The sequence below is a fragment of the Kitasatospora sp. NPDC059827 genome, from assembly GCF_042731675.1.
GTDB lineage: Bacteria > Actinomycetota > Actinomycetes > Streptomycetales > Streptomycetaceae > Kitasatospora.
Window position 1 is genome coordinate 91426 of the sequence record NZ_JBHWIV010000019.1, and the last position, 21907, is coordinate 113332.

At 72.4% G+C, this 21907-nt stretch carries 17 protein-coding genes and 1 tRNA gene; 7 read left to right on the plus strand and 11 right to left on the minus strand.

From position 1 onward, the window contains the following. Positions 1-85: 85 nt before the first annotated feature. From gntD to ACFV8H_RS15135, 6 genes are all read left to right on the plus strand, one after another. Positions 86-1075 (plus strand): guanitoxin biosynthesis L-enduracididine beta-hydroxylase GntD, encoded by a 990-nt coding sequence (gene gntD / locus ACFV8H_RS15110; protein WP_380399792.1) that lies wholly within the window; start codon positions 86-88, stop codon positions 1073-1075. Next, the gene (vioD, locus tag ACFV8H_RS15115; RefSeq protein ID WP_380399794.1) at positions 1075-2202 is read left to right on the plus strand and encodes a capreomycidine synthase; all 1128 of its coding nucleotides are present in this window, start codon (positions 1075-1077) and stop codon (positions 2200-2202) included. Before gntD ends, vioD begins: the two co-directional genes overlap by 1 nt. Beyond that, positions 2199-4022, plus strand: coding sequence for an AMP-binding protein (locus ACFV8H_RS15120; protein WP_380399796.1), 1824 nt, complete (start codon positions 2199-2201; stop codon positions 4020-4022). The genes vioD and ACFV8H_RS15120 overlap by 4 nt, the downstream gene beginning before the upstream one ends. Next, positions 4019-7834 carry an SDR family NAD(P)-dependent oxidoreductase gene (locus tag ACFV8H_RS15125; protein WP_380399798.1) on the plus strand — a complete coding sequence of 1272 codons (3816 nt, stop codon included), beginning with the start codon at positions 4019-4021 and terminating at the stop codon, positions 7832-7834. Before ACFV8H_RS15120 ends, ACFV8H_RS15125 begins: the two co-directional genes overlap by 4 nt. Beyond that, complete coding sequence (locus ACFV8H_RS15130; RefSeq protein WP_380399800.1) at positions 7831-9987, plus strand: asparagine synthase-related protein; 2157 nt, start codon at positions 7831-7833, stop codon at positions 9985-9987. Before ACFV8H_RS15125 ends, ACFV8H_RS15130 begins: the two co-directional genes overlap by 4 nt. Before the next feature lie 119 nt (positions 9988-10106). Further along, complete coding sequence (locus tag ACFV8H_RS15135) at positions 10107-11750, plus strand: glutamate--tRNA ligase (RefSeq protein WP_380399802.1); 1644 nt, start codon at positions 10107-10109, stop codon at positions 11748-11750. Between the two features lie 60 nt (positions 11751-11810). Here ACFV8H_RS15135 and ACFV8H_RS15140 read toward each other — a convergent pair. The 3 genes from ACFV8H_RS15140 to ACFV8H_RS15150 form a co-directional block, all read right to left on the minus strand. Next, a tRNA-Met gene (locus ACFV8H_RS15140) sits at positions 11811-11887 on the minus strand. A gap of 70 nt (positions 11888-11957) precedes the next feature. Further along, positions 11958-12638 carry a hypothetical protein gene (locus ACFV8H_RS15145; protein ID WP_380399804.1) on the minus strand — a complete coding sequence of 227 codons (681 nt, stop codon included), beginning with the start codon at positions 12636-12638 and terminating at the stop codon, positions 11958-11960. Beyond that, entirely contained in the window at positions 12635-13201 is a 567-nt protein-coding gene (locus tag ACFV8H_RS15150; protein ID WP_380399806.1) for a sigma factor-like helix-turn-helix DNA-binding protein, read from the minus strand. Before ACFV8H_RS15150 ends, ACFV8H_RS15145 begins: the two co-directional genes overlap by 4 nt. A 374-nt stretch (positions 13202-13575) precedes the next feature. Between ACFV8H_RS15150 and ACFV8H_RS15155 the strand changes: the two genes are divergently transcribed. Continuing rightward, the gene (locus ACFV8H_RS15155; RefSeq protein ID WP_380399863.1) at positions 13576-14439 is read left to right on the plus strand and encodes an SAM-dependent methyltransferase; all 864 of its coding nucleotides are present in this window, start codon (positions 13576-13578) and stop codon (positions 14437-14439) included. A gap of 79 nt (positions 14440-14518) precedes the next feature. Here ACFV8H_RS15155 and ACFV8H_RS15160 read toward each other — a convergent pair whose 3' ends face one another. The 8 genes from ACFV8H_RS15160 to ACFV8H_RS15195 all read right to left on the minus strand — a co-directional run bounded on the left by ACFV8H_RS15160 (position 14519) and on the right by ACFV8H_RS15195 (position 21612). Further along, positions 14519-15661, minus strand: a complete 1143-nt coding sequence (locus tag ACFV8H_RS15160; RefSeq protein WP_380399808.1) for an HK97 family phage prohead protease — start codon at positions 15659-15661, stop codon at positions 14519-14521. 67 nt (positions 15662-15728) lie between these two features. After that, positions 15729-16766, minus strand: coding sequence for a hypothetical protein (locus ACFV8H_RS15165; protein ID WP_380399810.1), 1038 nt, complete (start codon positions 16764-16766; stop codon positions 15729-15731). An 80-nt stretch (positions 16767-16846) separates the two neighbouring features. Further along, complete coding sequence (locus tag ACFV8H_RS15170) at positions 16847-17878, minus strand: hypothetical protein (protein ID WP_380399812.1); 1032 nt, start codon at positions 17876-17878, stop codon at positions 16847-16849. A gap of 143 nt (positions 17879-18021) precedes the next feature. Then, a complete protein-coding gene (locus tag ACFV8H_RS15175) occupies positions 18022-18264 on the minus strand; it encodes a hypothetical protein (protein WP_380399814.1) in 243 nt (80 codons plus the stop codon). 61 nt (positions 18265-18325) lie between these two features. After that, positions 18326-20383 (minus strand): phage portal protein, encoded by a 2058-nt coding sequence (locus ACFV8H_RS15180; protein ID WP_380399815.1) that lies wholly within the window; start codon positions 20381-20383, stop codon positions 18326-18328. A gap of 9 nt (positions 20384-20392) precedes the next feature. Then, positions 20393-20611, minus strand: coding sequence for a hypothetical protein (locus ACFV8H_RS15185; protein ID WP_380399817.1), 219 nt, complete (start codon positions 20609-20611; stop codon positions 20393-20395). A gap of 26 nt (positions 20612-20637) precedes the next feature. After that, entirely contained in the window at positions 20638-21009 is a 372-nt protein-coding gene (locus ACFV8H_RS15190; protein ID WP_380399819.1) for a hypothetical protein, read from the minus strand. A 162-nt stretch (positions 21010-21171) separates the two neighbouring features. Next, entirely contained in the window at positions 21172-21612 is a 441-nt protein-coding gene (locus ACFV8H_RS15195; RefSeq protein WP_380399821.1) for a hypothetical protein, read from the minus strand. Positions 21613-21907: the final 295 nt, after the last annotated feature.

Here is a 21907-nt window from a genome sequence, read left to right on the forward strand (position 1 = left end):
CCAGCAGCACGCCACCACTCCCCTCCCCACAGCCGCCGACCCCCTGCCGGGCGGCCGTGGGCGCGAAGTCCCGAAGGAGCCAGGCATGTTCGACCTGTCCCTGACCGATTCCGAGCGCGAGGAGACCTCCTCGCTGATCGCGGACCTGATCAACCGGTACCCCAGCGCGGAGGACCCCGAGCTGCTGGAGCGCGCGCCGGTGCTCGCCCGGGCGCTGCCCAGCCGGGTTCAGGAGCACCTCAACCGGCTGCGCCGGCACGAGCCCGGCTTCACCGTGATTCACGGCCACCACGTCGATGACGTCCAGGTCGGCCCCACCCCCGGGCACTGGAACGCGCTGCCCGACCCGTCCCCGACGCTGGCGCTGGACCTGACGCTCGTGCTCTACGCGGGGCTGCTCGGCGACGCGTTCGGCTGGGCCACCCAGCAGGACGGCCGGGTGATCCACGACGTCCTGCCGATCAAGGAGAACGAGGGCCAGCAGCTCGGGACTTCGGCCACTGTTTTGCTTGATTGGCACTCCGAGGACGCCTTCCACCCGTTGCGCCCGGATTTCCTCGCCCTGGCGTGCGTGCGCAACCCCACCGCCACGGCCACCACCGTCGCCGTCGTGGACGACCTGCGGCTGAGCGCGGCGGACCGGCGGGTCCTGGCCGAACCCCGGTTCCGCATCCTGCCGGACAACTCCCACCTGCCGTCGAACAACTCGGCCGGCGCCGGGGGCGACTTCGACGGGATCGAGGCGATGTTCGCCGCCCCGCCTGCGGTCGCGCTGCTGGAGGGCGGCTACCTGCGGGCGGACCGATCGTTCTGGGGTGCGATCGACCCGGCCGACACCGAGGCGCAGGCCACACTGGAGCGCCTGACGCGCGAGATCGACCGTCGGCTGCGGAACGTCGTGCTGGAGCCGGGCGACATCCTGATAGTCGACAACTTCCGGGCTGTCCACGGCCGGGTGCCCTTCGAGGCCCGCTACGACGGCACAGACCGCTGGCTCAAGCGCGTGCTGATCACTCGGGACCTGCGCAAGTCCCGCGCCGCCCGCCCGAGCCTGCTCGGCCAGGTGGTGGGCTGATGCGACCGCTGCTGGAACGTGCTGCTCTGGAGGACTTCCTACGCGAGCGGTACCACGAGGCCGACATCGACATCAGCTCCAGCGGTGTCGAGCCGTACACGATGGCCGAGTTGGGGGACCTGCTCGGGTTCGACCTGGCGGAGCTGGCCGGGGTGTCCCTGCGGGACTCGCAGTCGGCCGGCGGAGACGGGCTGCGGGCGCTGATCGCCGCACGTTACGGCCTCGATGACGCCGGCCGGGTGTTGGTGGGCAACGGCTCGACGGAAGCGCAGCTGCTGTGCCTGGCAGCGCTGCTGGAGCCGGGGGACGAGGTGGTCGTCGTGGATCCGGCGTACCACTCGCTGCTCGCCCCGGTGCGGGCGCGCGGGTGCCGGGTGCGCCGGTGGCGGCTGCGGCCGCAGGACGGGTTCCGCCCGGACCTGGAGGAGCTGCGGCGGTTGGTCACCTCCGCCACGCGGGCGGTGATCGTGAACTTCCCGCACAACCCCACCGGCGTGACCCTCACCGCGGGGGAGCTGGCCGAGCTCGTCGCGATCGTGGAGCGGCACGGCTGCTACCTGCTGTGGGACGGCGCGTTCGAGGACCTGGTGTTCGACGCGCCGCCGCTGGCGGCCCCGACGCACTACGAGCGGGTCCTGTGCTTCGGGACCATGTCGAAGGCGTTCGGCCTGCCGGGGCTGCGGGTGGGCTGGGGCATCACGGCGCCCGAGATCGTGCACGCCGCCGTGGGGGTGCGCGACTACACCACCCTCGCGCTCTCGCCGCTGGTGGAGTGGGTGGCGCAGCGGGCGTTGGAAGGGGCCGAGCGGCTGATCGGGCCGCGCACGCTGACCGCGGCCGCCAACAGGAGCCTGGTGCACGGGTGGCTCGCCGCACGCCCGGGCGAGGTGTCCGTCCCCGTCGGCGGGGCGGGTGTCGTTGCCTTCCCGCAACTCACCCGCGTGCCGGACACGATGGCGCTGTGCGAGCGGCTGATGCGCGAGTACCAGGTGCTGCTCGTGCCCGGCGAGTGCTTCGGTGTCCCCGGCCGGGTGCGGCTCGGTTTCGGTGGCACCGCCGCTGACCTCGCCGCCGGCCTGGACGCCCTCTCTCACCTGCTGGACACCATGGCCGAGGAGGCCGCGTGAACCCCAACGGCACCTTCCCGGACATGTGGCGGCACAGCGTGGCCGCCGACCCCGAAGGCGTGGCGATCGACAGCCCGGCGACCGGAATCCACACCTACGCCGAGCTGCACCGGCAGGCCGAGTCCACGGCGGCGCGGCTGCGCGCCGCCGGTGTCGAGCCCGGCGTCCTGGTGGGCATCAGGACGGTGGACCGGCACGCGTTCTGCCGTGCCCTGCTGGCGGTGTGGCTGGCCGGAGCGGTCGCGGTGCCGCTGAACGCGGACGCCCCGCCGCTGTGGGTGCGGGAAGTCTCGAAGCGGGCCGGCGTGGCCGGCGTCCTGGTGGACGGCGAGGCGCCGGGCACCGTCCGTCTCCAGGAGCCACCGACCTCTCGTGCCCGGATCTTGCCGGGCGCGGCCTACGTGATGCACACCTCCGGGTCGACCGGGCGGCCCAAGCCGGTCGTGCTCTCCCACCGGGCACTGGGCGCCTACTGCCGGGCCTTCGGTGCCGCGGTCGGCCTCGACGCACGAGACCGGTTCCTCCAGCTGGCGCCGCCGTCCTTCGACGTGGTGTTCGAGGAGCTGCTGCCCGTGTGGCGCGCGGGCGGCACCGCGGTCCTGGCCGGGACGCAGCCCGACGACCCCGCCCAGCTGCTGCGCGAGCTGGACAACCGAGGCATCACCGTCACGGAACTGACCACCGTCTACTGGCAGTTACTCGTACGGCACCTGCGCGCCAACCCGCTCCCACTCCCGGCGTCGCTGCGACTGCTGCTCATGGGCGGCGAGCAGGCGCCGCCCGCGCTGATCCAGGAGTCCCTGGAGCGGGGCCTGCCGCTGGCGCACGTCTACGGCGTGACGGAGGCCGGCATCACCTCGACCGTGAAGGTCTTCGACCCGGAGCAGCCGGTGGCCACCGACACGGTGGGTGCCGCGTTGGACAGCAGCACCGTGCAGGTGGTCGGTGAGGACGGCGCCCCGCTCGGCGCGGACATGGTCGGGGAGGTGTGGATCGGCGGCGAGAGCCTGGCCGACGGCTACCTCGACGCCCCCACCGCGACTGCCGCCCGGTTCATCGAGGCCCCGGCCACCGGCCCGCTGCCGCCGGGGCGCTACTACCGCACCGGGGACTTGGGAGTGCTCGACACGGCGGGGCAACTGCGGCTGCTGGGCCGCATGGACGCGCAGGTCAAGGTCAGCGGTGTGCGCGTCGACCTGACCGAGCTGGAACGCCATCTGGTGGCGAGCGAGACGGTGGCCGAAGCGGCGGCCGTGGCCGTGCCCTGCATGCCCGGCGGGGCGACGCGCCTGGTGGCGTTCGTGGTCCCCGCGACCGGAGCGGACCCGAGCAGCCTCGAGGCCGGGGTTCGGAACTGGCTGGCGGGGCGCGTGCCCGCGCACCTCGTCCCCCACCACGTCGTGGCCCTGGACTCGCTTCCGACGACCGCACACGGCAAGGTCGACCGGCACCGCCTGCCCGAACGCTTGACCGGCACCGGACCCGACGCGCCGGACACGGTCTGGGAGACGGCAACGCAGCACACCGTCGCCCAGGCGTGGCAGGGGGCACTGGGCCGTCCGCCTGCGGGCCCCGACGAGCGGTTCGCGGACGCGGGCGGAACCTCGCTCGACCTGCTCACGTGGACGGTCCGCCTGGGTGAGCTGGGGATCGACGTCACGGCCGCCGACTGCCTGGACAAGCCAACCGTGCGCGCGCTCGCCGCCCACATCGACGGCAAGACGGATGAGGCGCCCGCTCGGCACGACCACGGCGCCCACCGCAACGAGGCCCGGGGCGTCCTGCGCCGGCGCCACACCAGGACGGAGGGCCGGTCATGACGCCGATCCCCGAGGACGCCATCGCCGTCGTCGGCATGGCCGCCCGCGTGCCCGGCGCCGACAGTGTCCAGGAGCTGTGGGACAACGTCCTCGCGCACCGCTCCAGCGTCACCCGCTCCACGGATGGCCCCCACCTGTACGCCCGGGGACAGCTGGAAGACGTCGCCCTGTTCGACCCGGCCTTCTTCGGCATGTCGCCGCGCGAGGCCCTGAGCTGCGACCCGCAGCAGCGCCTCCTGCTGGAGTGCGCCTGGCAGGCCTTGGCCGACGCGGACGCCGGACTCCCGCAGAACACCGCCGTCCGCGAGCGGACCGCGGTGTTCTGCGGCACCAACCACAGCGGCTACCGAGACCTGCTGGCGCAGGCCGGGCCGGTGAGCGCGCTGGAGTTCGAGGCCGGCAACGCTCCGGACTTCGCCGCCACCCGGCTCGCCTACCGGCTCGGGCTGCGGGGACCGTGCATCGCCGTGCAGACGGCCTGCTCCTCCTCCCTGGTGGCGGTCCACCTGGCCTGCCAGGCCCTGCTGCTGCGCGAGGCCGACCAGGCGCTGGCCGGCGGAGCGTCCATCGTCCTGCCCAACTCCCCGGGCTGGCGGTACGAGAGCGCGTCGATCCACAGCGCCTCCGGCGTCTGCCGTCCCTTCGACGCGGCGGCCGACGGCACGGTGATGGGCGACGGTGCGGCCCTGGTGGCGCTGCGCCGCCTGGAGGACGCCGTGGCCGACGGGTCGCGCATCTACGCGGTGATCCGCGGCTCGACCGTCACCAACGACGGCGGGCGCTCGAACGGGTTCACCGCGCCGAGCGGGAGCGGACAGGCGGAGGCCGTACGCGCAGCGCTGGCCCGCGCGGGCCTCGACTGCGGGCAGATCGGCTACATCGAGACGCACGGCACCGGCACCGCTCTCGGCGACCAGGTGGAACTCCAGGCACTCGCCGACGTGTTCGCTGCCCACCCCGGGCCGGGTGGAGTAACGCTGGGGTCTGCGAAGGGCGGGCTCGGGCACCTGGACATCGCGGCCGGCGTGGTCGGGCTGATCCGCGCCAGCCTGGCCCTGCACCACGCCGTGCTGCCCGGCACGGTCAACCACACCACGCCCTCCCCTGCCCTGGCCTCAGCCTCCGCGCCGCTGCGGGTCCTGACCCGCCCCGAGCCCTGGGAACCGGCTGGAGGGGTGCGCCGGGCCGGGGTGAGCAGCTTCGGCGTCGGCGGCACCAACGCCCACGTCGTCCTGGAGGAATCCCCGGCATCGGAGACCGCTGCCGGACGGCGCCCGGCAACGCTCCGCGAAGCGGGGTACCGGCCCCGCCGGATCTGGCCCGAGCCCGTCACGGGCACCACCGACAGCGTCGGCAGGGCCGAGCCCACCGACGTGCAGGTGGAGTTCCGGCGCAGCAGCTGGGCCCAGTGGCCCGGGGAGCCCGGCGCCGAGGCCCCCCGCTGGACGTGCGTCGTCCTGATGGCCGAGCAGGACCACACGGGCTGCGCGCTGTTCGACCTGCTGTCCGCGACGGTTCCCGAGGGCACCCCGGTGGTGTGGGCGCCGGACGGCCTCGCCGAGCCGCCCCGGGGCAGGGCGCTGGTGGTGTGCGGGTACGCGCTCGGCGCCGGCGCCCAGTCCGTACAGCGTGCCTACGACGCCCTGGCCTCGCAGGCCGCCCGCGCCACGGACTGGCCCGCCGCCAGCGGCATGGACATCGTGGCGCTCACCCGGCGCGCACACCCGGTGCTCGGCACCGAGGGCGGCGACCCCCGGGCGGCCACGCTCACGGGCCTGGCCCGAACGCTGTCGATGGACGTGCCCGCGGTCCGCGTCCGCACCCTCGACCTGGAGGGCACCCAGCCCTGGGCGCTGGCCGAAGCGGTGCGCCGCAGCGTGGACTGGGCCGCCGAGCCCGTGCTCGCCCTGCGCGGCCGCCGCTGGTGGAGCCCCATCTACATGCCCATGCCCATGCCCGAGCCCGGTACGGGCGGCGGCGTGTCGGTTGTCGTGGGTGTCGGGCAGATCGGCACCGCCGCCGCCCGAGTCCTCGCCTCCACCGGCGGCAGGCTGGTGCTCGCTGCCCGCCCCGGCCCCGGCCTGCGCAACGCCCACCGCCTGGCCCACGACCTCGCCGCGCTGCCGGCCCGCATCGTCGTGCGGGAGTGCGACGCCGCCGACCCCCGCGCCCTCACGGCCCTCATCGCGCACGTCACCCGAGAGCTGGGCCCGATCGAACGGATCGTCATGGCCGCCGGAATCTCCGGCCAGGCCGCCTACCAGGACAGCACCCGTCTGCCGAGGTGGGCAGACGAGCAGCACTTCGCCCTCAAGATCGACGCGGCGGCCACGCTGCGCGCCGCGGCTGCGAGCCACCATGTGCGGCGTGTCGTGCTGATGTCCTCCCTCGCCGGGGTACTCGGCGCGATCGGCCTGCCGGCCTACAGCGCGGCCTCGGCCGCGACCGACAGCCACGCCCTGCACGCCGAACACGCCCGCACCCGCTGGCTGAGCATCGGCTGGGACGCCTGGCAGCACCAGGACACCGCCGCCTCGGCCCACGAACGGCGCATGGTGCAGGGCGGTCTCACCCCGCAGGAAGCCGAACGGGCCCTCTCCCGCCTGCTGTTGTCCGACCAGACCGGCCAGGTCCTCGTCGTCAAGGGCGCACGCTTCGCCGACCGGTACGAGCGGTACGTGCGCGCCCCACTGGACACCGTCCACGTCCCCGAGCCGCCGGTACCGGCCGACGAGCCCAAGACCGATCTGCTCGCGATCCTGCTGGACGCGTGGCGCAGCTGCCTGGCGGACCCCGACCTGGGCCCGGACGACGACCTCACCGACCGGGGCGCCGACTCCCTCACCGCGATCGACGTCCTCTCCCGGGTCGGCACCCAGCTCCAACGCGTTCTGCCCACCGAGCTGTACTTCGCCGCCTCGTCGGTGCGCGATCTCGCCGCCGCGATCGACGCGGCCACGCCTGCGGTTGCGGTCCGGCGCTGGGGCACGGGTGGCCGGTCGACGCTGTGGTGCATGCATCCGATCAGCGGATCGGTCGACGCCTTCGCCGCCTTGGCCGCCCAGCTCGGCGACAGCCACCAGATCCACGCACTGCCCGGCCCGCCGCTGTCCGACGTCACCGGCGAGACCTCGATCGAGGACCTCGCCCGCAGCCACCACCAGCAGCTCACCGCCGAGGCGCCGCGCCCCGACCTCGTCGTCGGCTTCTCCTTCGGCGCTCACCTGGCCCTGGCAACCGCGCAACTCGTCCACGACACCACCGGGCACGCCCCCACCGTGGTCGTCCTCGACATGCCCGCACCCACAGGCCCCGGGCCCCGCAGCATCACCCAAGTCCCGGCCGCCGAGATCGTGGCCGCCATCGCCAGCCACCGGGCCCGGAAGAACGGTCGACGCCTCGCCGTCGACCCGCACCGCCTGCGCAACAACCCGCACGGCCAAGCCCTGGCCGGCCTGCTGGACGACCTACGCGCCCAGCAGGTCGTGCCCGAGGGCTTCACCACCGAACTCGCCACCCGTCTCGCCGACGGCTACCGGCACCGCCTTGCCGCCGCCGAGCGCTACCGGCCCCGGCCCTACCCGGGCCGCATCGTGGTGGTGCGCGCCGCCGAGGCCGAGTACGACGACTCGCTGCTCGCGGGCGTCCTGCCCGCCCCTGCCGGTGATCCCTCCTGGGGCTGGGCCGTCCTCGCTCAGCACGGCCACGCCATCCACGTCCTCGATGCCCACCACACCACGCTCCTCCAGCACCCGAGCGTGGCCGACATCGTCCGCCACAACGTCCCACGTCCGGAAGGACCTTCGACATGACGCCGCTCCGAGCCGTCTGGGCGCCCGACGGCGCCTTCACCGCGGCCCGCACGGCCGGGTGGGCGGACCTGCTCACCACCGGCCACGCCGACGAAGCCGCCCCGCTGCTCCTCAACGCCGACCTCGCCGCCCGCCACCGCGACGGCCCCACCGTCGCCTACTGGTCCGACCCCTCCTGGCAGGCCGCCCTCGACACCACCCCGACGGTCCTCACTGCCACCACCCGCGAGCTGCGCATCGAGGTGCCCCCGGTCTGGCGCGCCGAACTCCACCTCGTCTGGGACGGCGCCAGCCTGCTGATCTCCTCCGACCTGCGCACCCTCGCCTGGGCCGTCGGTGCCCGCACTCCCGACCCGGACGGCGCCGCCGCGTTCCTCAGCGGCGAACGCTGGACCCGCGGCCTCCTGCCTTCCCTCTACCGGGGCGTCCTCACCCTGCAACCTGGCCACACGGCCGTGGTCCGGCCCGACAGGACGATCCGCGCCGAGGCGGCCTGGGCCCCGCACCGCGACCCCGCGCACGCCTCCCAGGCGCTGGAGGTCAGCACCGTCCAGCTGCGCGACCGTCTCGATGACCTCGCCGACCGCATCCTCACCCGGCACCGTCGTGTCGCCTGCCTGTTCAGCGGCGGCCTGGACTCCACCCTCGTCGCAGCCGCCCTGCTGCGCCGCGCGCCCGAACGCGTGGTGCTGCTCAACGTCGGCAGCGACCTCGGAACGCCGGCCGAAGAGCGGCTACGGGAGCGGTTCCTGCGCCAGTACGGGGCCCGGAGCGAACCGGTGGACCTGCCCGACAAGCCCGGCCTGGTCGCCGCCCTGCGAGACGTCAACGCCATGACCGCCCTCCCTACCGGATCACCCTTCGCAGCCGCTTTCGAGGAGATCGTCGCCGTCGCCCACACCGAGTTCGACTGCGATGCCATCGCCACCGGCGACGGCGGCGACGAGGTCTTCGCCGAACGCGACGAACTCCTGGTCGACCTGCTCGCCCGTCACCCGCGGACCCTGCCGATGGCCCTCGGCCACCAGGCGTTGCGCACCCAGCAACGGAGCCTGGAGGCCTTGAAGCGCGCTCACCGCACCCTGCGCTACCTGCGCGGACACGCCCCGGCCGCCGACCACACGGCCGGTGTCCTCGACGCGCTGTTCGGTGGCGCGCTGGCCGAACGCGTCACCTCCGCCCGAGCCCGCGCCCTGCATGCGGACCGCGAGCGATGGCTCCAGGGCTGGACGTGGTCCGCGCTCGGCTCGGTACGCCGAGCGGCGGCCGTCCCGGAGTGGGAGCCCGCCAGCACCCAGGCGCCAGGCATGGCCGTCCTCAGCCCCCTCGTGGACCCCCAACTCATCGCCCCCGCCCTCGCGCTGCGCCGCACGGCCCTCCAGCCCTCGGTCGCCGGCTTCCAGCCGAAGTGGCTGCTGCGTCAGGCAGCCCTGGCCTGGCTGGACCCTCAGATCGCGCTCCACCCGAAGATCGGCAGCGCCGACGGCACGATCCTCCAGGCCGTACGCAACGACGAGCACGGCGACCTGCTCGACCTGCTCAGCTCCACCACCGCCCAGCAGATCGGCCTGCGCCTGCCACCCGAGGCCGAACGCCCCGACCACCCGCTGTGGCACGGCGAGGACTGGATCCGCCCGGCCGCCCTCACCGCGTGGCTCAACCAGCCCGCTCCCCGTCCCCACCAGCCTTCCGTGAGCCTGAGCAGCCCGCCGACCCCGCCCGCCATGGAGCGTCCACCGCTGCCCGCCGCACGGCACCGGCGACGTGCCGCCCGGCGGCACGTCGCCGCCCTGGCGGCGCTCAACATCGCCCACCAGCTGCTCCCCAGCACACCGATTCCGCCCGCCCGGGCGACCGCCGCCGACCCGGAGCTCGGAGAGACGCTCACCGACTTGGCCCGCCGGGCCTGCGCGTTCCCGCTCGTCAGCGGAGCCTCCCAGCCCATGAGCCAGGCCCTCGCCCACTTCCTGCGGCTGCACGGGCGCCGTGCGACGGCGGTGTACGGCGTGCAGGAGGGCCGCCCCGGGCCCCGGTACTGGGTGGAGACCGCTACGGTCCACGTCGACGTCCACGGCGCGGAAACTCCTCTCACGCCGACCCCAAATGTGACGAACCATCATCGATCGAACTCCCGTCTGAACACACAACGTTAGGACAGCTGGGGTCGCTCGCTCGCGTACCATGCGGGCCAGCGGCCGGGGCCGCCAGCACCGACCGAACCGCCGCCCGACCGCCGTCACAGCGAGAAGAACACCGCACCCGGAGGACCCCCGTGCTCAACCGCAGCGAGATCGACGCGCTCTTCGACCCGGACCTGCCCGAGCCGTCCTTCTGGGAGCAGCAGTACCCCGCCCGCCAGCTGCCTGCCAGCGGCGAGGTCACCCGGTTCTGCCCCAGCCCCACCGGCCACGCGCACATCGGCGGCATCCACGTCGCCGCGATCGACGCGGCCATCGCCCGCCAGAGCGGCGGCGTGTACTTCGTGCGCATCGAGGACACCGACCAGGCCCGCGAAGTCGAAGGCGCCGTCGACCGCTTCGACCGCGCCTTCCGCCACTTCGGGGTCGCCTCTGACGAGACGGACGCCACCGGCCTCTACGGGCCCTACACCCAGTCCCGGCGCGCCCGCATCTACCAGACCTACGTCCGCGAGCTGATGCGTCAGGGCCGGGCCTACCCGTGCTTCGCCACGAAGGACGAGCTGGAGGCTCTGCGCGCCGACCAGCTCGCCAAGAAGGTGCCCAGCGGCTACTACGGCCAGTGGGCTCCGTGGCGTGATGCCGACGACGACGCGGTCCGCGAGCAGCTCGCCGCCGGTGTCCCGTACGTCGTGCGGTTCCGCTCGCCGGGCACCGGCGAACGCACCACCTTCCGCGACCGCATCCGCGGCACCATCGAGATGGACGACAACCGCGCCGACACCGTCGTCCTCAAGACCTCCGACAGCACGCTGCGTCTGCCCACCTACCACCTCGCCCACGCCGTCGACGACCACCTGATGGGCGTCACGATCGTGATCCGCGGTGACGAGTGGCTTTCCTCTGCCCCCGTCCACCACCAGCTCTTCGACGCCCTCGGCTTCCCCCGCATTTCCTACGCCCACATCGCGCCCCTGATGAAGCAGGAGGGCAAGACGCGCCGCAAGTTGAGCAAGCGCCGGGACCCCGAGGCGGACGTCGAGTTCTACGCCCAGGCCGGCTACCCGACCGAGGCGGTCCTGTACTACCTGCGCGGCCTGGCCAACGGCCGGCTCGCGGAGATGCCCCTCGACCAGGCCCTGCGTGAGCCCTTGCGTCTGGAGGAGTGCGGGGTGACGGGCGCGCTGATCAACCTCGCGAAGCTGGAGGACATCTGCGCCGACCACATCGCCGCCCTGCCCGGCGCCACCATCCTGGACCGCGTCAAGGAGTGGGCCAAGGCGTACGACGTGCCGCTCGCCGAGGTGTTGGAGAACCACGAGGACTTGGCGCTGCGGGCCCTCGCGGTGGAGCGCGACGGATTCGACAACCCGCGCAAGGACCTCCGCATGTGGAGCAACTTCCGCACGCACTACGGCTTCTTCTTCCAGCAGCTCTTCGCCACCGTCACCGATCCCGCCGATCCGCGGTTCGGCGGACTGGCCCCGGACGTGGTCCGGGAGCTCAGCCGGCGCCTGCTCGACCGCTACCAGCCCACCGAGGACGGCGACGGCTGGTTCGACCAGATCCGCGCCGTCGCCGCCGAGCTGAACTTCGCCGACAGCGCGAGGACTTACAAGCAGAACCCCGGGCTGCACCCGGGCTCGATCAAGGAAGCCTCACAGGTCATCCGCGTGCTGCTCACCGGGTCGACCCGCAGCCCTGCCCTGCATCTAGTGGCGGCGACGCTCGGAGAAGCCGAGGTGCGACGGCGCCTGGAGGCTGTCCAGGCGGCCTGACCGCGGGCTGGGACGTCGAAGGGGCGGACACACAGCGTGTGTCCGCCCCTTCGACGTGCGTGGTAGCGGGGACAGGATTTGAACCTGCGACCTCTGGGTTATGAGCCCAGCGAGCTACCGAGCTGCTCCACCCCGCGTCGGTGATCCCGACTCTACGGCACGAGCGGGTGATCACAAACCGGATTGCCGCGCGGCTGGTGCTGGTGCTCAGCGTGCGAGCTGTCCGGCGAGGGTCGGCGACGGCTGCGGCACCTCGCCGAAGTCCTCGTCGTCGCACAGGATCGTCAGCCGGTTGATGACGGTCTCAAGCGCTGGGGGGAGTCGTGGGTGGAGCCCTTCGTGGCAGCGGGCGAGTATGTCGCGCCGGACGTCCTCGGGCAGCAGCGGGGTCAGGTTCTGGAAGGCGCGCGGGGTCCTCGGCTTGGACGGGACGCTCTCGGCCTGGCCTCGCCAGTGGGCCGCGTCGCGGGTCTCGCCGAGGGTGAGGTGGTGCAGGTGCAGCAGGTATGCGGCTGTGGCGTTGCCGGAGCCGGCAGCGAACTGCCACCAGAACTGGGCGGCATCCGTACGGCTGGTGACGAATAGCAGGCTGCCGAAGACGAGCGCGCCTTCGGGGTGGATGTGGTGGGAGTTGACGAGCCGGTCGAGGGACCGGCCGGCCTGGGGGGCGTTGAGGACGAGGGCGACAGCCAGGTCGAGTTCGTGGAATGCCTGCTCGTGGTCGGACGGGAAGGGGGCCGGAGCCGCCGTGATGTGGGCGGCTGCGGCGGGCGGCGCGGTGCTGGTGCAGGTGAAGATCCTGGCCTCGGAGGCGTCCGTGTCCAGGCCTAGGTACGGGCCTGCGTGCCAGGTGAGGAGGCTGGGGTGCTGATCGGCGGGTCCGCTCATTGGTCCCCCTTTTGCCGTTCGGCGAGTTCGGGCCTTCCGATGGCGGTGGCGAGGCGGCGGCGGGCGTGGCGCAGGTTGGAGCGCAGGGTGGCCACCGGGGTTCCGAGGAAGTCTGCTACCTGCTCCTCGTCCAGATCGAGGCAGTATCGCAAGACCACGCTGTCGTGCTGGCGTTCCGGGAGTTCGAGGATCGCAGTCATCAGGCCGATCCGCTCGGGCAGGGTCTCCAGGCTGATGCGGGCCTGTCGGCGGAAGTGGTCGATCACGGCGTCGATCGCCACGGTCTGCACGGCGACGGGCTCGGCCTGGGCGGCGCGCCAGGCCGCGAGGTGCTCCTTGAGGAGCCGCCAGGCGTAGGCCGCCGGGATCTCCTGGCGCAAGGCGAGTGCCCAGTTGCGGCGCAGGTGTTCCTTGGTGGCGGCCACCACCAGTTCGGGGCCGCCGTCGCGGTGGCCTACCTGGGTGCGGACGAACCCCAGCCAGGCGCGCTCGTGCGTGGCGCAGAACGCGTCGAAGGTGAGCGCCTCGCGGCCACCCGACGTCGTTCCGCTGGCGTCGTTCATGGCCCGGCCTCCCCTGAGGCCGGCACTGGGCGGCTCGTCCCGGTTGATCAGCATCGCGCTGTCCCTCCCCTGCACTGGCGTGCGGCCGGTGCTGGTGTGCCTCGGGGGAACTCGTGTCCCCCCGAGGCACATGGAAGCGCAGTGGGGACCGCTGGGTGCAAAGGGGGCGCAAAGAAAATGACAGACGGTAATAGTATGACTACTGCATTAGCTGATCGATTGTCGGGTCTTCCTGTCGTACGTTGGTCATCGTGCTCAAGCACCGCCCGGAGCAGTCCAGTTCGCCCATCCGGGCGGCGTCGGGGTTGACATGCAACGGCCCCGGGCAGGAACCGCAGGAGCATCCGCCGGTGGCGCGCCGTGGCGCGCTCCGCATGGCGCGGCACGAACAGCAGCGCAGGACGAGACGGCCGGGGGGCACGGTGGGCAGGCGCAACGACGAGGACGACGAGATCGACCTCCAGCTTCACCGGGCTCACTCCGCCCGCATGTACGACTACTACCTCGGCGGGACAACGAACTTCGCCGCAGATCGGGAAGCCGCCGGCCAGGCGATCGCGGTGTTCCCATCCGCCCGGGTCGCCGCGCGAGCGAACCGGGCCTTCATGCACCGCTCCACCAGCACCCTCGCACAGGCTGGCATCGCCCAGTTCCTCGACATCGGTACCGGCATCCCCACCTCGCCCAACCTCCACGAGGTCGCCCAGGCCGTGAATCCGCAGACCCGGGTTCTCTACACCGACAACGACCCGATCGTCTTGGCCCACGCCCGCGCCCTGTTACTGAGCAGCCCCGAAGGGCTGACCACCTACCTCCAGGCCGACGTCACCGATCCGGCCACGATCCTCACCTCGCAGGAGCTGGCCCGGACCATCGACGTCACCGCACCCGTCGCCATGAGCCTCAACGCCCTGCTCCACTTCGTGCCCGACGACCAGGACGCCTACCGGATCGTGGAACAGCTCAAGAACGCGCTCTCCCCGGGCAGCGCTCTGGTGATCAGCCACGGCACCCCCGACTTCGGACCAGCCGAGGCCGAGCGCATCACCCAGGTCTACGCCGCCGCTGGCACCACGGTCCGCATGCGCACCCGGGCGCAGGTTGAGCGGTTCTTCGACGGCTGGGACCTCCTCGATCCCGGGATCTGCCCCACCCATAGGTGGCGGCCGAACGGCGCCGACCAAGGGATCACCGAGGCCCAGGTGAGTGCCTACGCCGCCGTCGCGGTGAAGCGGTGACCTGTCGTCAGTGAAGCACCTTTGGTGCTGGCGGATGCAACCGTTCGCTCCCGAATCCCGAACGTTCCGTACTGACCAGTCAGCTGGTGGTCCGCACATCGGCAAACAGGGCGAGCGCCGCACTGATCTCGCCCGGCTGGAGCACCGCCGTGGCCAGGGTCTTACTCTCGTCAGCCGGGGGCGGCTTGGGCGGCTGCCAGTCGATGCCGGCGGCGGTGAGCACGGCGACCAGGTGCTGCACGGCGGAGGCCAGACGGTCGGCGTTCTCCCCGGAGAGGACCCGGCCCGCCTTGTGCTGGAGGTCCGCGAGGGTCTTCATCTGGGAGGCGACCCGTTCGACGTCGGGTGCCAGGGCGGCCAGCGCCGCGTCGGGACCGGTTCCTTCGACGTCGAGCACCAGGCGTACGGGGCTGGGCTGGCCGACGGTCGGAACGCCGTCGTCGGAGAGCGTGTACGGGACCTCCCAGCTGCTGGAGCCGAAGCCGTCCTGGGTGTACTGCCAGACGGTGGCGATGACCCGGTCCGGGTAGGTGCCGATGACCTGCACCGTGCCGTACTCGAGGCGGTCGTCCTCGGTGGGGCGCAGGCGCTGCTCGACGACGGAGGCGATGGCGTCGATCCGCTCCTCCAGGGTGCCGGCCAGCGGTGCCAGTTCCACCTGGGTGTCGCCCAGCGCCCCGCGGGCCTTGTGCTGCTTGAGGTCGAGGGTGGAGGTGTAGGGGTTCGCGCCGAACAGCACCGGGCTGTACTCGTAGAGGTCGAGGTCGGTGATGCGGCGAACGCCCTTGGCGCGTTTGGCCGTTCGGACCTGGTAGCCGATGGACCACTGCACCTGGTCGCCGAAGAACAGCAGGTTGGCGTACATGTCCTTCCCGGCCTGGGTGGCCAGATTGCAGCGGCCCTTGACCAGGAGCGCGCCGGCCTCGGCGGGCCAGGGCTGACCGGTCGGCAGGGCGGCGGGCAACCGGGCGTCGCCGGGCAGCAGTTCCTCGGTGTGCTCGGTGCGGGCGGTCCACACGTTCCAGTCGTGCGACCACACGCCCTTCGGTGTGATCTCCGCGAGGGTGCGGGCGTAGGCACCGGGCTCGATCACGTCGCCGTCGTGGTCGCGCAGCCCGGTGATCGACACGAGCGTGGTGAAGGTGCCCTGGTCATCGTCGGTCTCCAGCACGCCGAGCATCGCCTGCTTGTGGTCCAGCGTGCTGCTGGGGGTCGGTGCCACCGTGTCGCTCCCGGTTCGCTGGGTTGGTGGCGGTCACGGTAGGCGGACGGCGGGCTTGGGTCTCGTCCTACTCGTCGTACCAGTTGTCGTCGTCGGTCTCGGCGTAGACCTGCTGGACGTGCCAGTCGCCGGGGCCGGCGAGGACGACGATCTCGGACTCGTCCAGGCAGCCGATGCCGGTCCCCGGGACGGCCAGGATGCGGGTGACGGGCACGTCGCCGCTGATCGTGTAGCCGACGTGGACCTCGCCGCCGTGCGTGGCGAAGCCGGCAGCGACATGTTCCTCGGTGGTGAAGGACGACAGCGGGCGCAGCGGCAGGTCCGTGACCGTGCCCTGGCCGTCGATCCCGCTGACGTGGGTGTCGTCGTAGCCGCCGGTGAAGCCGCGGTGGACGGTGACGTGGGTGACGCCGAGGTCGGCGAAGTGCGCCTGGGTGGTCTCCCACATGGCAGTGAGGAAGGCGTGCAGCACAGGCCCGTCTTCCGCAAGAGCCTGAGCGGTTTCGGCGTCGAGGCCGGCGTCGCCGTGGTCCCAGGCCATGGTGTCGGTGAGGTTGAAGGCCTGGCGGGCGGTCTCCTGGAGGGCGAGGGCGTTCGCGTCGTGGTCGTTGGAGGTCGCTGCCCACCCGGCGACGTGGTGGGAGACGGCCTCGGCGCGGGCGAAGTCCCGGTACTCCTCGGCGCCCATTCTCACGTAGCCCCAGGGCTCGCGGCGGGCGCCGCTGTCGAGGTCGGCTTGGTCGACGTAGTCGGCGTAGCCGTTGGCCCCGGACTCCGGCCGGTACGCGGCGAGGTGTCCGGCACGGACCCGGGCGAGGCGGTCGCGCTGGCGGTCGGACAGCAGCTGCTCGTCGGGGACGTCGATCATCTTCTTGGCGAGCGAGTCGCACATGGCGGCCTTGACGGCGCCGGGGGCCCTCTGCCGTTTCCCGAGCAGGTCCGATTGGCTGACGGCGTGGTCGTCCGCGAGGGTGCCCGGGAGGCCGACTCGGCCGGCGCCCGGGTGGTGGGCGAAGCGGCCTTGGAGGTCGCGCACATGCCGGGCCTCGTCCCAGAGCCGGTTCTTGCGGCGCAGCCGGAGGGTGACGGCGGGGAAGTCGTGCACCGCACCGCCTTCCGCCGGGGATCAGGACGGCGGCAGCGTGGCACCGGGCCAGGGGTGGTGTCGCGCCGAGCGATGCGGGACTACTCGGCAGACTGCCAGTGCCAGGTGCCGGGACCGGCCAGGATGACGACCTCCGACTCGTCCAGGCAGCCGAGCCCCGTGGCCGGCGTCGCGATCACCCGCTCTGCGGGCACGATCGCGCTCATCACGAAGCCGGACCCGCCATCCGCGGCGAAGCCGTGGGCTACCTCCGGGTCGAGCGAGAACGCGGAGAGCGGGCGCAGCAGTGGGTCGGAGAGGGTGCTGCCGTCGGCCGTCCAGCCCGCGGGTGGCCGACCGTCCGAAGTGGCGACGCCGCGCCACACGGTCAGGGAGCCGAGGTCGGCTTCGGCCAGGTGGTTCTGGGTGCGCTCCCACATCGCCGCCAGCATCGCCGCGTGGCCGGTGCCGCGGGCGGCCCGCTGACTAGCGGTCTCCCGCGCGAGCTGGTCGGTGCTGGGCCAGTCGGCGGCCGGGTGCAGCCCGAAGGCTTCTCGCGCGGTTTCTTGAAGGGCGAGGGCCCCGGGGTCTTCGTCGTTGGATGTCATCGCCCAGGTGGCGACCACCTCGTTGACGGCGCCGCGCCGCAAGAGCTCGCGTGCCCGGTCGGCGTCGACGTGCGTCCAGGACGCGTCCGCCGGGGAGTCGCCCGGCCGGACGGAGTTGGCGATCCCGGTCGCCGGGTCCTCGTACGCGTGTACCTTCCCCACGCGCACCTGGTCGAGCCAGGACCGGTCGGAATCCAGCAGCAGCGTCTCGTCCGGCATGTCGCGCAGGTCGCGGGCGATCCCCTCCACCACGTTCGCCTTGTACGCCTTGGCGACACGCTCGCTCTGCCCATCACGGAACACCAGGCCGTGCTGCTCCTCGTCGAAGCGGGGTTCAGTGCGTGGTGCCCTGGACTGCCGGTTCGCAGCCGCTCGGATGCGCTCCAGCAGCGGGTTCAGCCCCATGCTGGGGCTTTGCGCGAACCGGCCGCGGCCGTCCCGTCGGTGAAGGTGTTCCTCGAACGGCTTGTTCTTCGCGCGCAGGCGCAGGTGGACGAGCCGGGCGGTTCGGATCGGGCGGCCCACACGGTCCTCCGGTGGCGGGGCAACTTGGTGCAGCGCACCCTGTCAGCGGCGCGGCTTAGCGTCGCCGCGGCCTGGTGGCGGCCCGACGAGCAACGCGCGCGGGGCGCTGCTCTTCTCAGCCCGGTCTGTGCGCTGGCCGGCGGTCACCCCGTCTCGTCGCCGCCGTTCTCCTGCTCGGCTTCATCCCGCAGCTGCTGGGGGGCGGCCTTGCCGAACGGCTGGGTCAGGACTCGGCGGGCAGCCTCTTGCCTGTCGACGCGCAGTACCTGGGCGAGTCCGTCGAGTGTGGTGACGGGCTCACCGTTCGGGTAGCGGATGTCCCAGCGCCGGCTGCGCAGCCAGTCCTCGTTGAGGTGCTGGCGGTTGCTGGGCGTTCCGGTGGTCATGGTTCATCCTCACACGGGGGTACGGGCGGGGTGGTCTCGGTCCGTCGGCCCGGCGATGCGATCAGCGCTCGAGCCGCCACGCAAGGCGGCAGCGGCAGTTGACGGCTTGGCTGGGTGGGGCGGTGGTGTCACCGGGGTGGCGCAGCAGGTCGTCGCCGATGGTGAAGGGCTGGCCGTAGGGCTGGGTCTGGCCGTCGGCCGCGTCGTGGTCGGACCTGGTCCGGCCGTCGTCGTGGGCTACCCAGCTGCGGACGAGACCGGTGCGGGCGCTGGCGGCGGCGGCCTGGTCGCGGGCGCTCTCGACGGTGACGGTGGCGAGGTGGCCCGCCTTGACGCTCGCCCAGTTCGCGAGGGAGCGGCCCCAGCTGCGGGTGGCCTCGGCGATGCCGGCCAGGCTCTTGCCCTCCCGGTCGGCGCCGGCCACGTCTTCGGCGAGGGCTTGGGCCTGCCCGGTGAGCCATGTGGTGAGCAGCGGGGCGATCGTGGGCCAGACGGCGGCGGTGGCGGTGCTGTTCGAGTCGAGGGCGGCGTGCAGTTCGGTCGCCGCCGTGGTGGCAGCCTGTTCGATGAGGGGCTGGAGGGCCTGGGCGGCTTCCTGCTGCCAGGTGGCGACGTCGATCACCTGGCCGACGGGCAGGTCCTTGATGCCAATGAGGGCTGTGGTGTCGCCTCGGTCGTCCCAGTGCCGGGTGCCCTTGCGGTGCCGGGGGGAGTTGAGTCGGGCGACGGTCCGCTCGGTCCAGCGGGTCGTGAGCGTCTGGAGGGCGTCGTCCAGGCGGCCTCGGAGGGAGTCGGCCGCGGTCTCGTCCAGGGCGAGGTCGAGGGTGGACGGCAGGGCCTTCGCCGTGGCCGGCGCCGGGGGCGGTGCCGTGGTGTCGAGGGCCGGGGCGTCGGCGGTGCGGGCGGGCAGCGCGGTCCGGCCGGAGGCCAGCCACAGGGCCCGGGTCTCGGGGGTGTCATCGATCTCGTCGGCGTATCCGGCGAGTTCGGCGTAGGAACGGATCGAGCGAACGCCGGCGGCGACTTCCTCACGGGCTTCGGCCAGGCGCTTGGTGCGGGGTTCTCGCAGTACATCGATGTCGGAGGTGTCGAAGTAGACCTCGGCGTCTTCCCCGGCGTCGTCCTGGAAGGCGTCGGCGATCAGCCGCAGGTGCGGCGGCATGGTGATCTCCCAGAACGTCGTTTTCTCGGCGCGGGCGTTGTCGAACGTCCGGCCCGAGGCGTTGCCGAGCTGGGACTCCGGGACGCCGAACGCCGCGAGCAGTTCGATCTTGGAGAGGGCGGCGACGGTCTCGTAGGCCATGTCCCGGGGTGTGACGGAGGTGTCCGTGACGGTGACGTTGCCGCCGTTGAGCACCGTCCAGGAGCCGGCGGCGGAGGGTCCCGTGCCGAACCTGGCGCGCAGCAGGCGCAGTTCGTCGTCGTCCATGTCGCCGTCGATGCCGATCACGCCGCCGGGCCTGGCGTCGTTGTTGACGAACGACAGGTTGTAGTGGCGGGTGAAGAAGTCGAGGTCGGCGCTCAGGCCTGCGGCTTCCAGCGGTGTGATGCCGGAGTAGGGGTCGAGCGGGTGGGGGGTTCGGATCCACCGCACCTGGTCGACGTCGAGGTGGCGCAGCTCCCCGGTGATCGTGACGGTCTCGAAGTGGGAGATCAGGTCAGCGCCGGTGGACGGTACCGGCCGGGTACGGCCCGGTGGCAGCAGGTCGATCCGCAGCAGGTCGCCTCCGCGCGAGAACGTCGGTTCGAGGAACACCCCGCGCTTGGACAGCAGAAGCTGCATGCTGACCCGCTTCTTGAAGGTCCACGCGCCCTCGGCCGGGTTGGCCCTGATGTTCATCGCGCGGTAGAGCGGGTGCGCGTCGTGGGGAGGCAGCGGCTCGTCGGAGGTGCCGCTGCGCGGGCGGACCCGAAGCGGCCTGTCCGCGGCGTGGTTGGAGATCGTGTCGACCGCCTTGTAGATCCACACGGCCCGCTCCATGCCGTCGCGCACCGCGCGCTCGACGGACCACGGACGGGCCCGGTCCACGCCCGCGGGCGTCCAGCCCATCGTGTACTCCGGCACGGACTTCATGGCCGGCGCAGGACGTCGCAGGGTGGGGAACCAGCGGCGGGGCATCCAGTCCTCCTACTGCTCGGTGTGGTGGCCGAGGACGGCGGCGACCGCGAGCGCGAGCAGGCTGGTGCAGGCGAGGCCGAGGCGCGGGTCGGTGGCGTAGGCGGCCGCGTTGAGGCCGATGACGCCGAGCACGAGCAGGACGACGGCGACGATGTCGCGCACCCGGCGTTCCGTCAGGTGCACGACGTCGTCCGTCAGATGGGGCTGGTGCCTGCTGGGTGTGGTCACGGCAGGCAGGCTAGGCGTGTTGCCGCCTAGCGTCCCGGCGGCTGCTGGCGCATCCGGTTGTCCGGGTCGCCGGCGGCCGGCTTGCGGAAGCCCTCCGCCGCGTCCACCTGGTGGCGGTAGTCGGGTGCGGGGCGGCGCTTGCGGGTGCCGATCGGGCCTCCGTGGAGCATCGGGTCGGAGCCTGCGCAGGGCCGGTCGTGGACCTCGTCGTAGTGCCGGCGGCAGCGGATGCACATCACGTCCGCACTCTGGATCTTGGTCGTGGCTGGGACCCGGTACACACCGCGGCGGCGGGCGTAGGCGGCGCCCTGCGTGTCTACGGGGACGTACGCGGCGATCACCCACTCGTGGATGTCGCTGCCGGTGGCGTCGTCGGTCTTGGTGCTGTCGGTGGTCATGCTGCACTCCCCTCGCCTGCGGGCGCCCTGCGGGTGGGGCCTACTGGCAAGCAGCGGTTGTTCGGTGTCCTGTTCTGCCCGGGTCCGCGGCGTGGGTCCCGGCTCGCTCGTCGCGGCATCATCCGCGCGTGGCCTTCGAGTTGGCCCGAAGGGGCGGTGTCGTCAACGCTGGTGGGCTATGAGCCCGTTGTCTTCCAGCATGGATGCCTCGATGTCCCAGAGCTGCTTGCCGAGGGAGGCGAGTGCCGGTTGGGCTGCGGCGGCGCGGGGCAGGGCAGTGGCGGCGACGTGTGCGGCCTCGGTGCCGCTGTGGATCACCGGGCCGATGGTGCCCAGGATCGTGTCGCAGACGGCGCGGCTGCAGCGGTCCTCGATGGAGGGGCCGATGACGATCAGGTTGCCGTTCGCGCCGTAGATCGGCGTGTGCTGGTAGGCGACGCTGTTCACGCGTGCCAGGTCGCGCAGTTCGCGATCGGTGTCGGCGGGCACGGGAGCCAGGTTGAGCCACCACGACCCGGGGTCGAGGGCTTCGAGCGCGCCGGCGGCCGGGTGGGTGAGCACTTCGTGGAGTTCATCGAGGTCCTCGAGGAAGGTGAGGAGCATTCCTGCCCCTTCGGCGGCCTCGCGCGGGGTGGGGTGCGCGGTCCAGCTAGCCCCGCTGGTGTTGGCGCCCCGCATGCCCCAGGTGCGCACTGAGTAGCGCGCAGCCGAGAGCCGGTTCACGGTTTGATTTGCGTGCTGGCTTGACCCCAGCACGGCAAGAGTAAGCAAGTTCCCTCTCCATTCCGGAAGTTACGGATTCGGGATTCCCCCCACGCTCGACCGTAGTTGGTGATCGATGTTCAAGGGAATCTCATCAGTGCACAATTGGGTTATCACCGTTGCACATCGACACGGA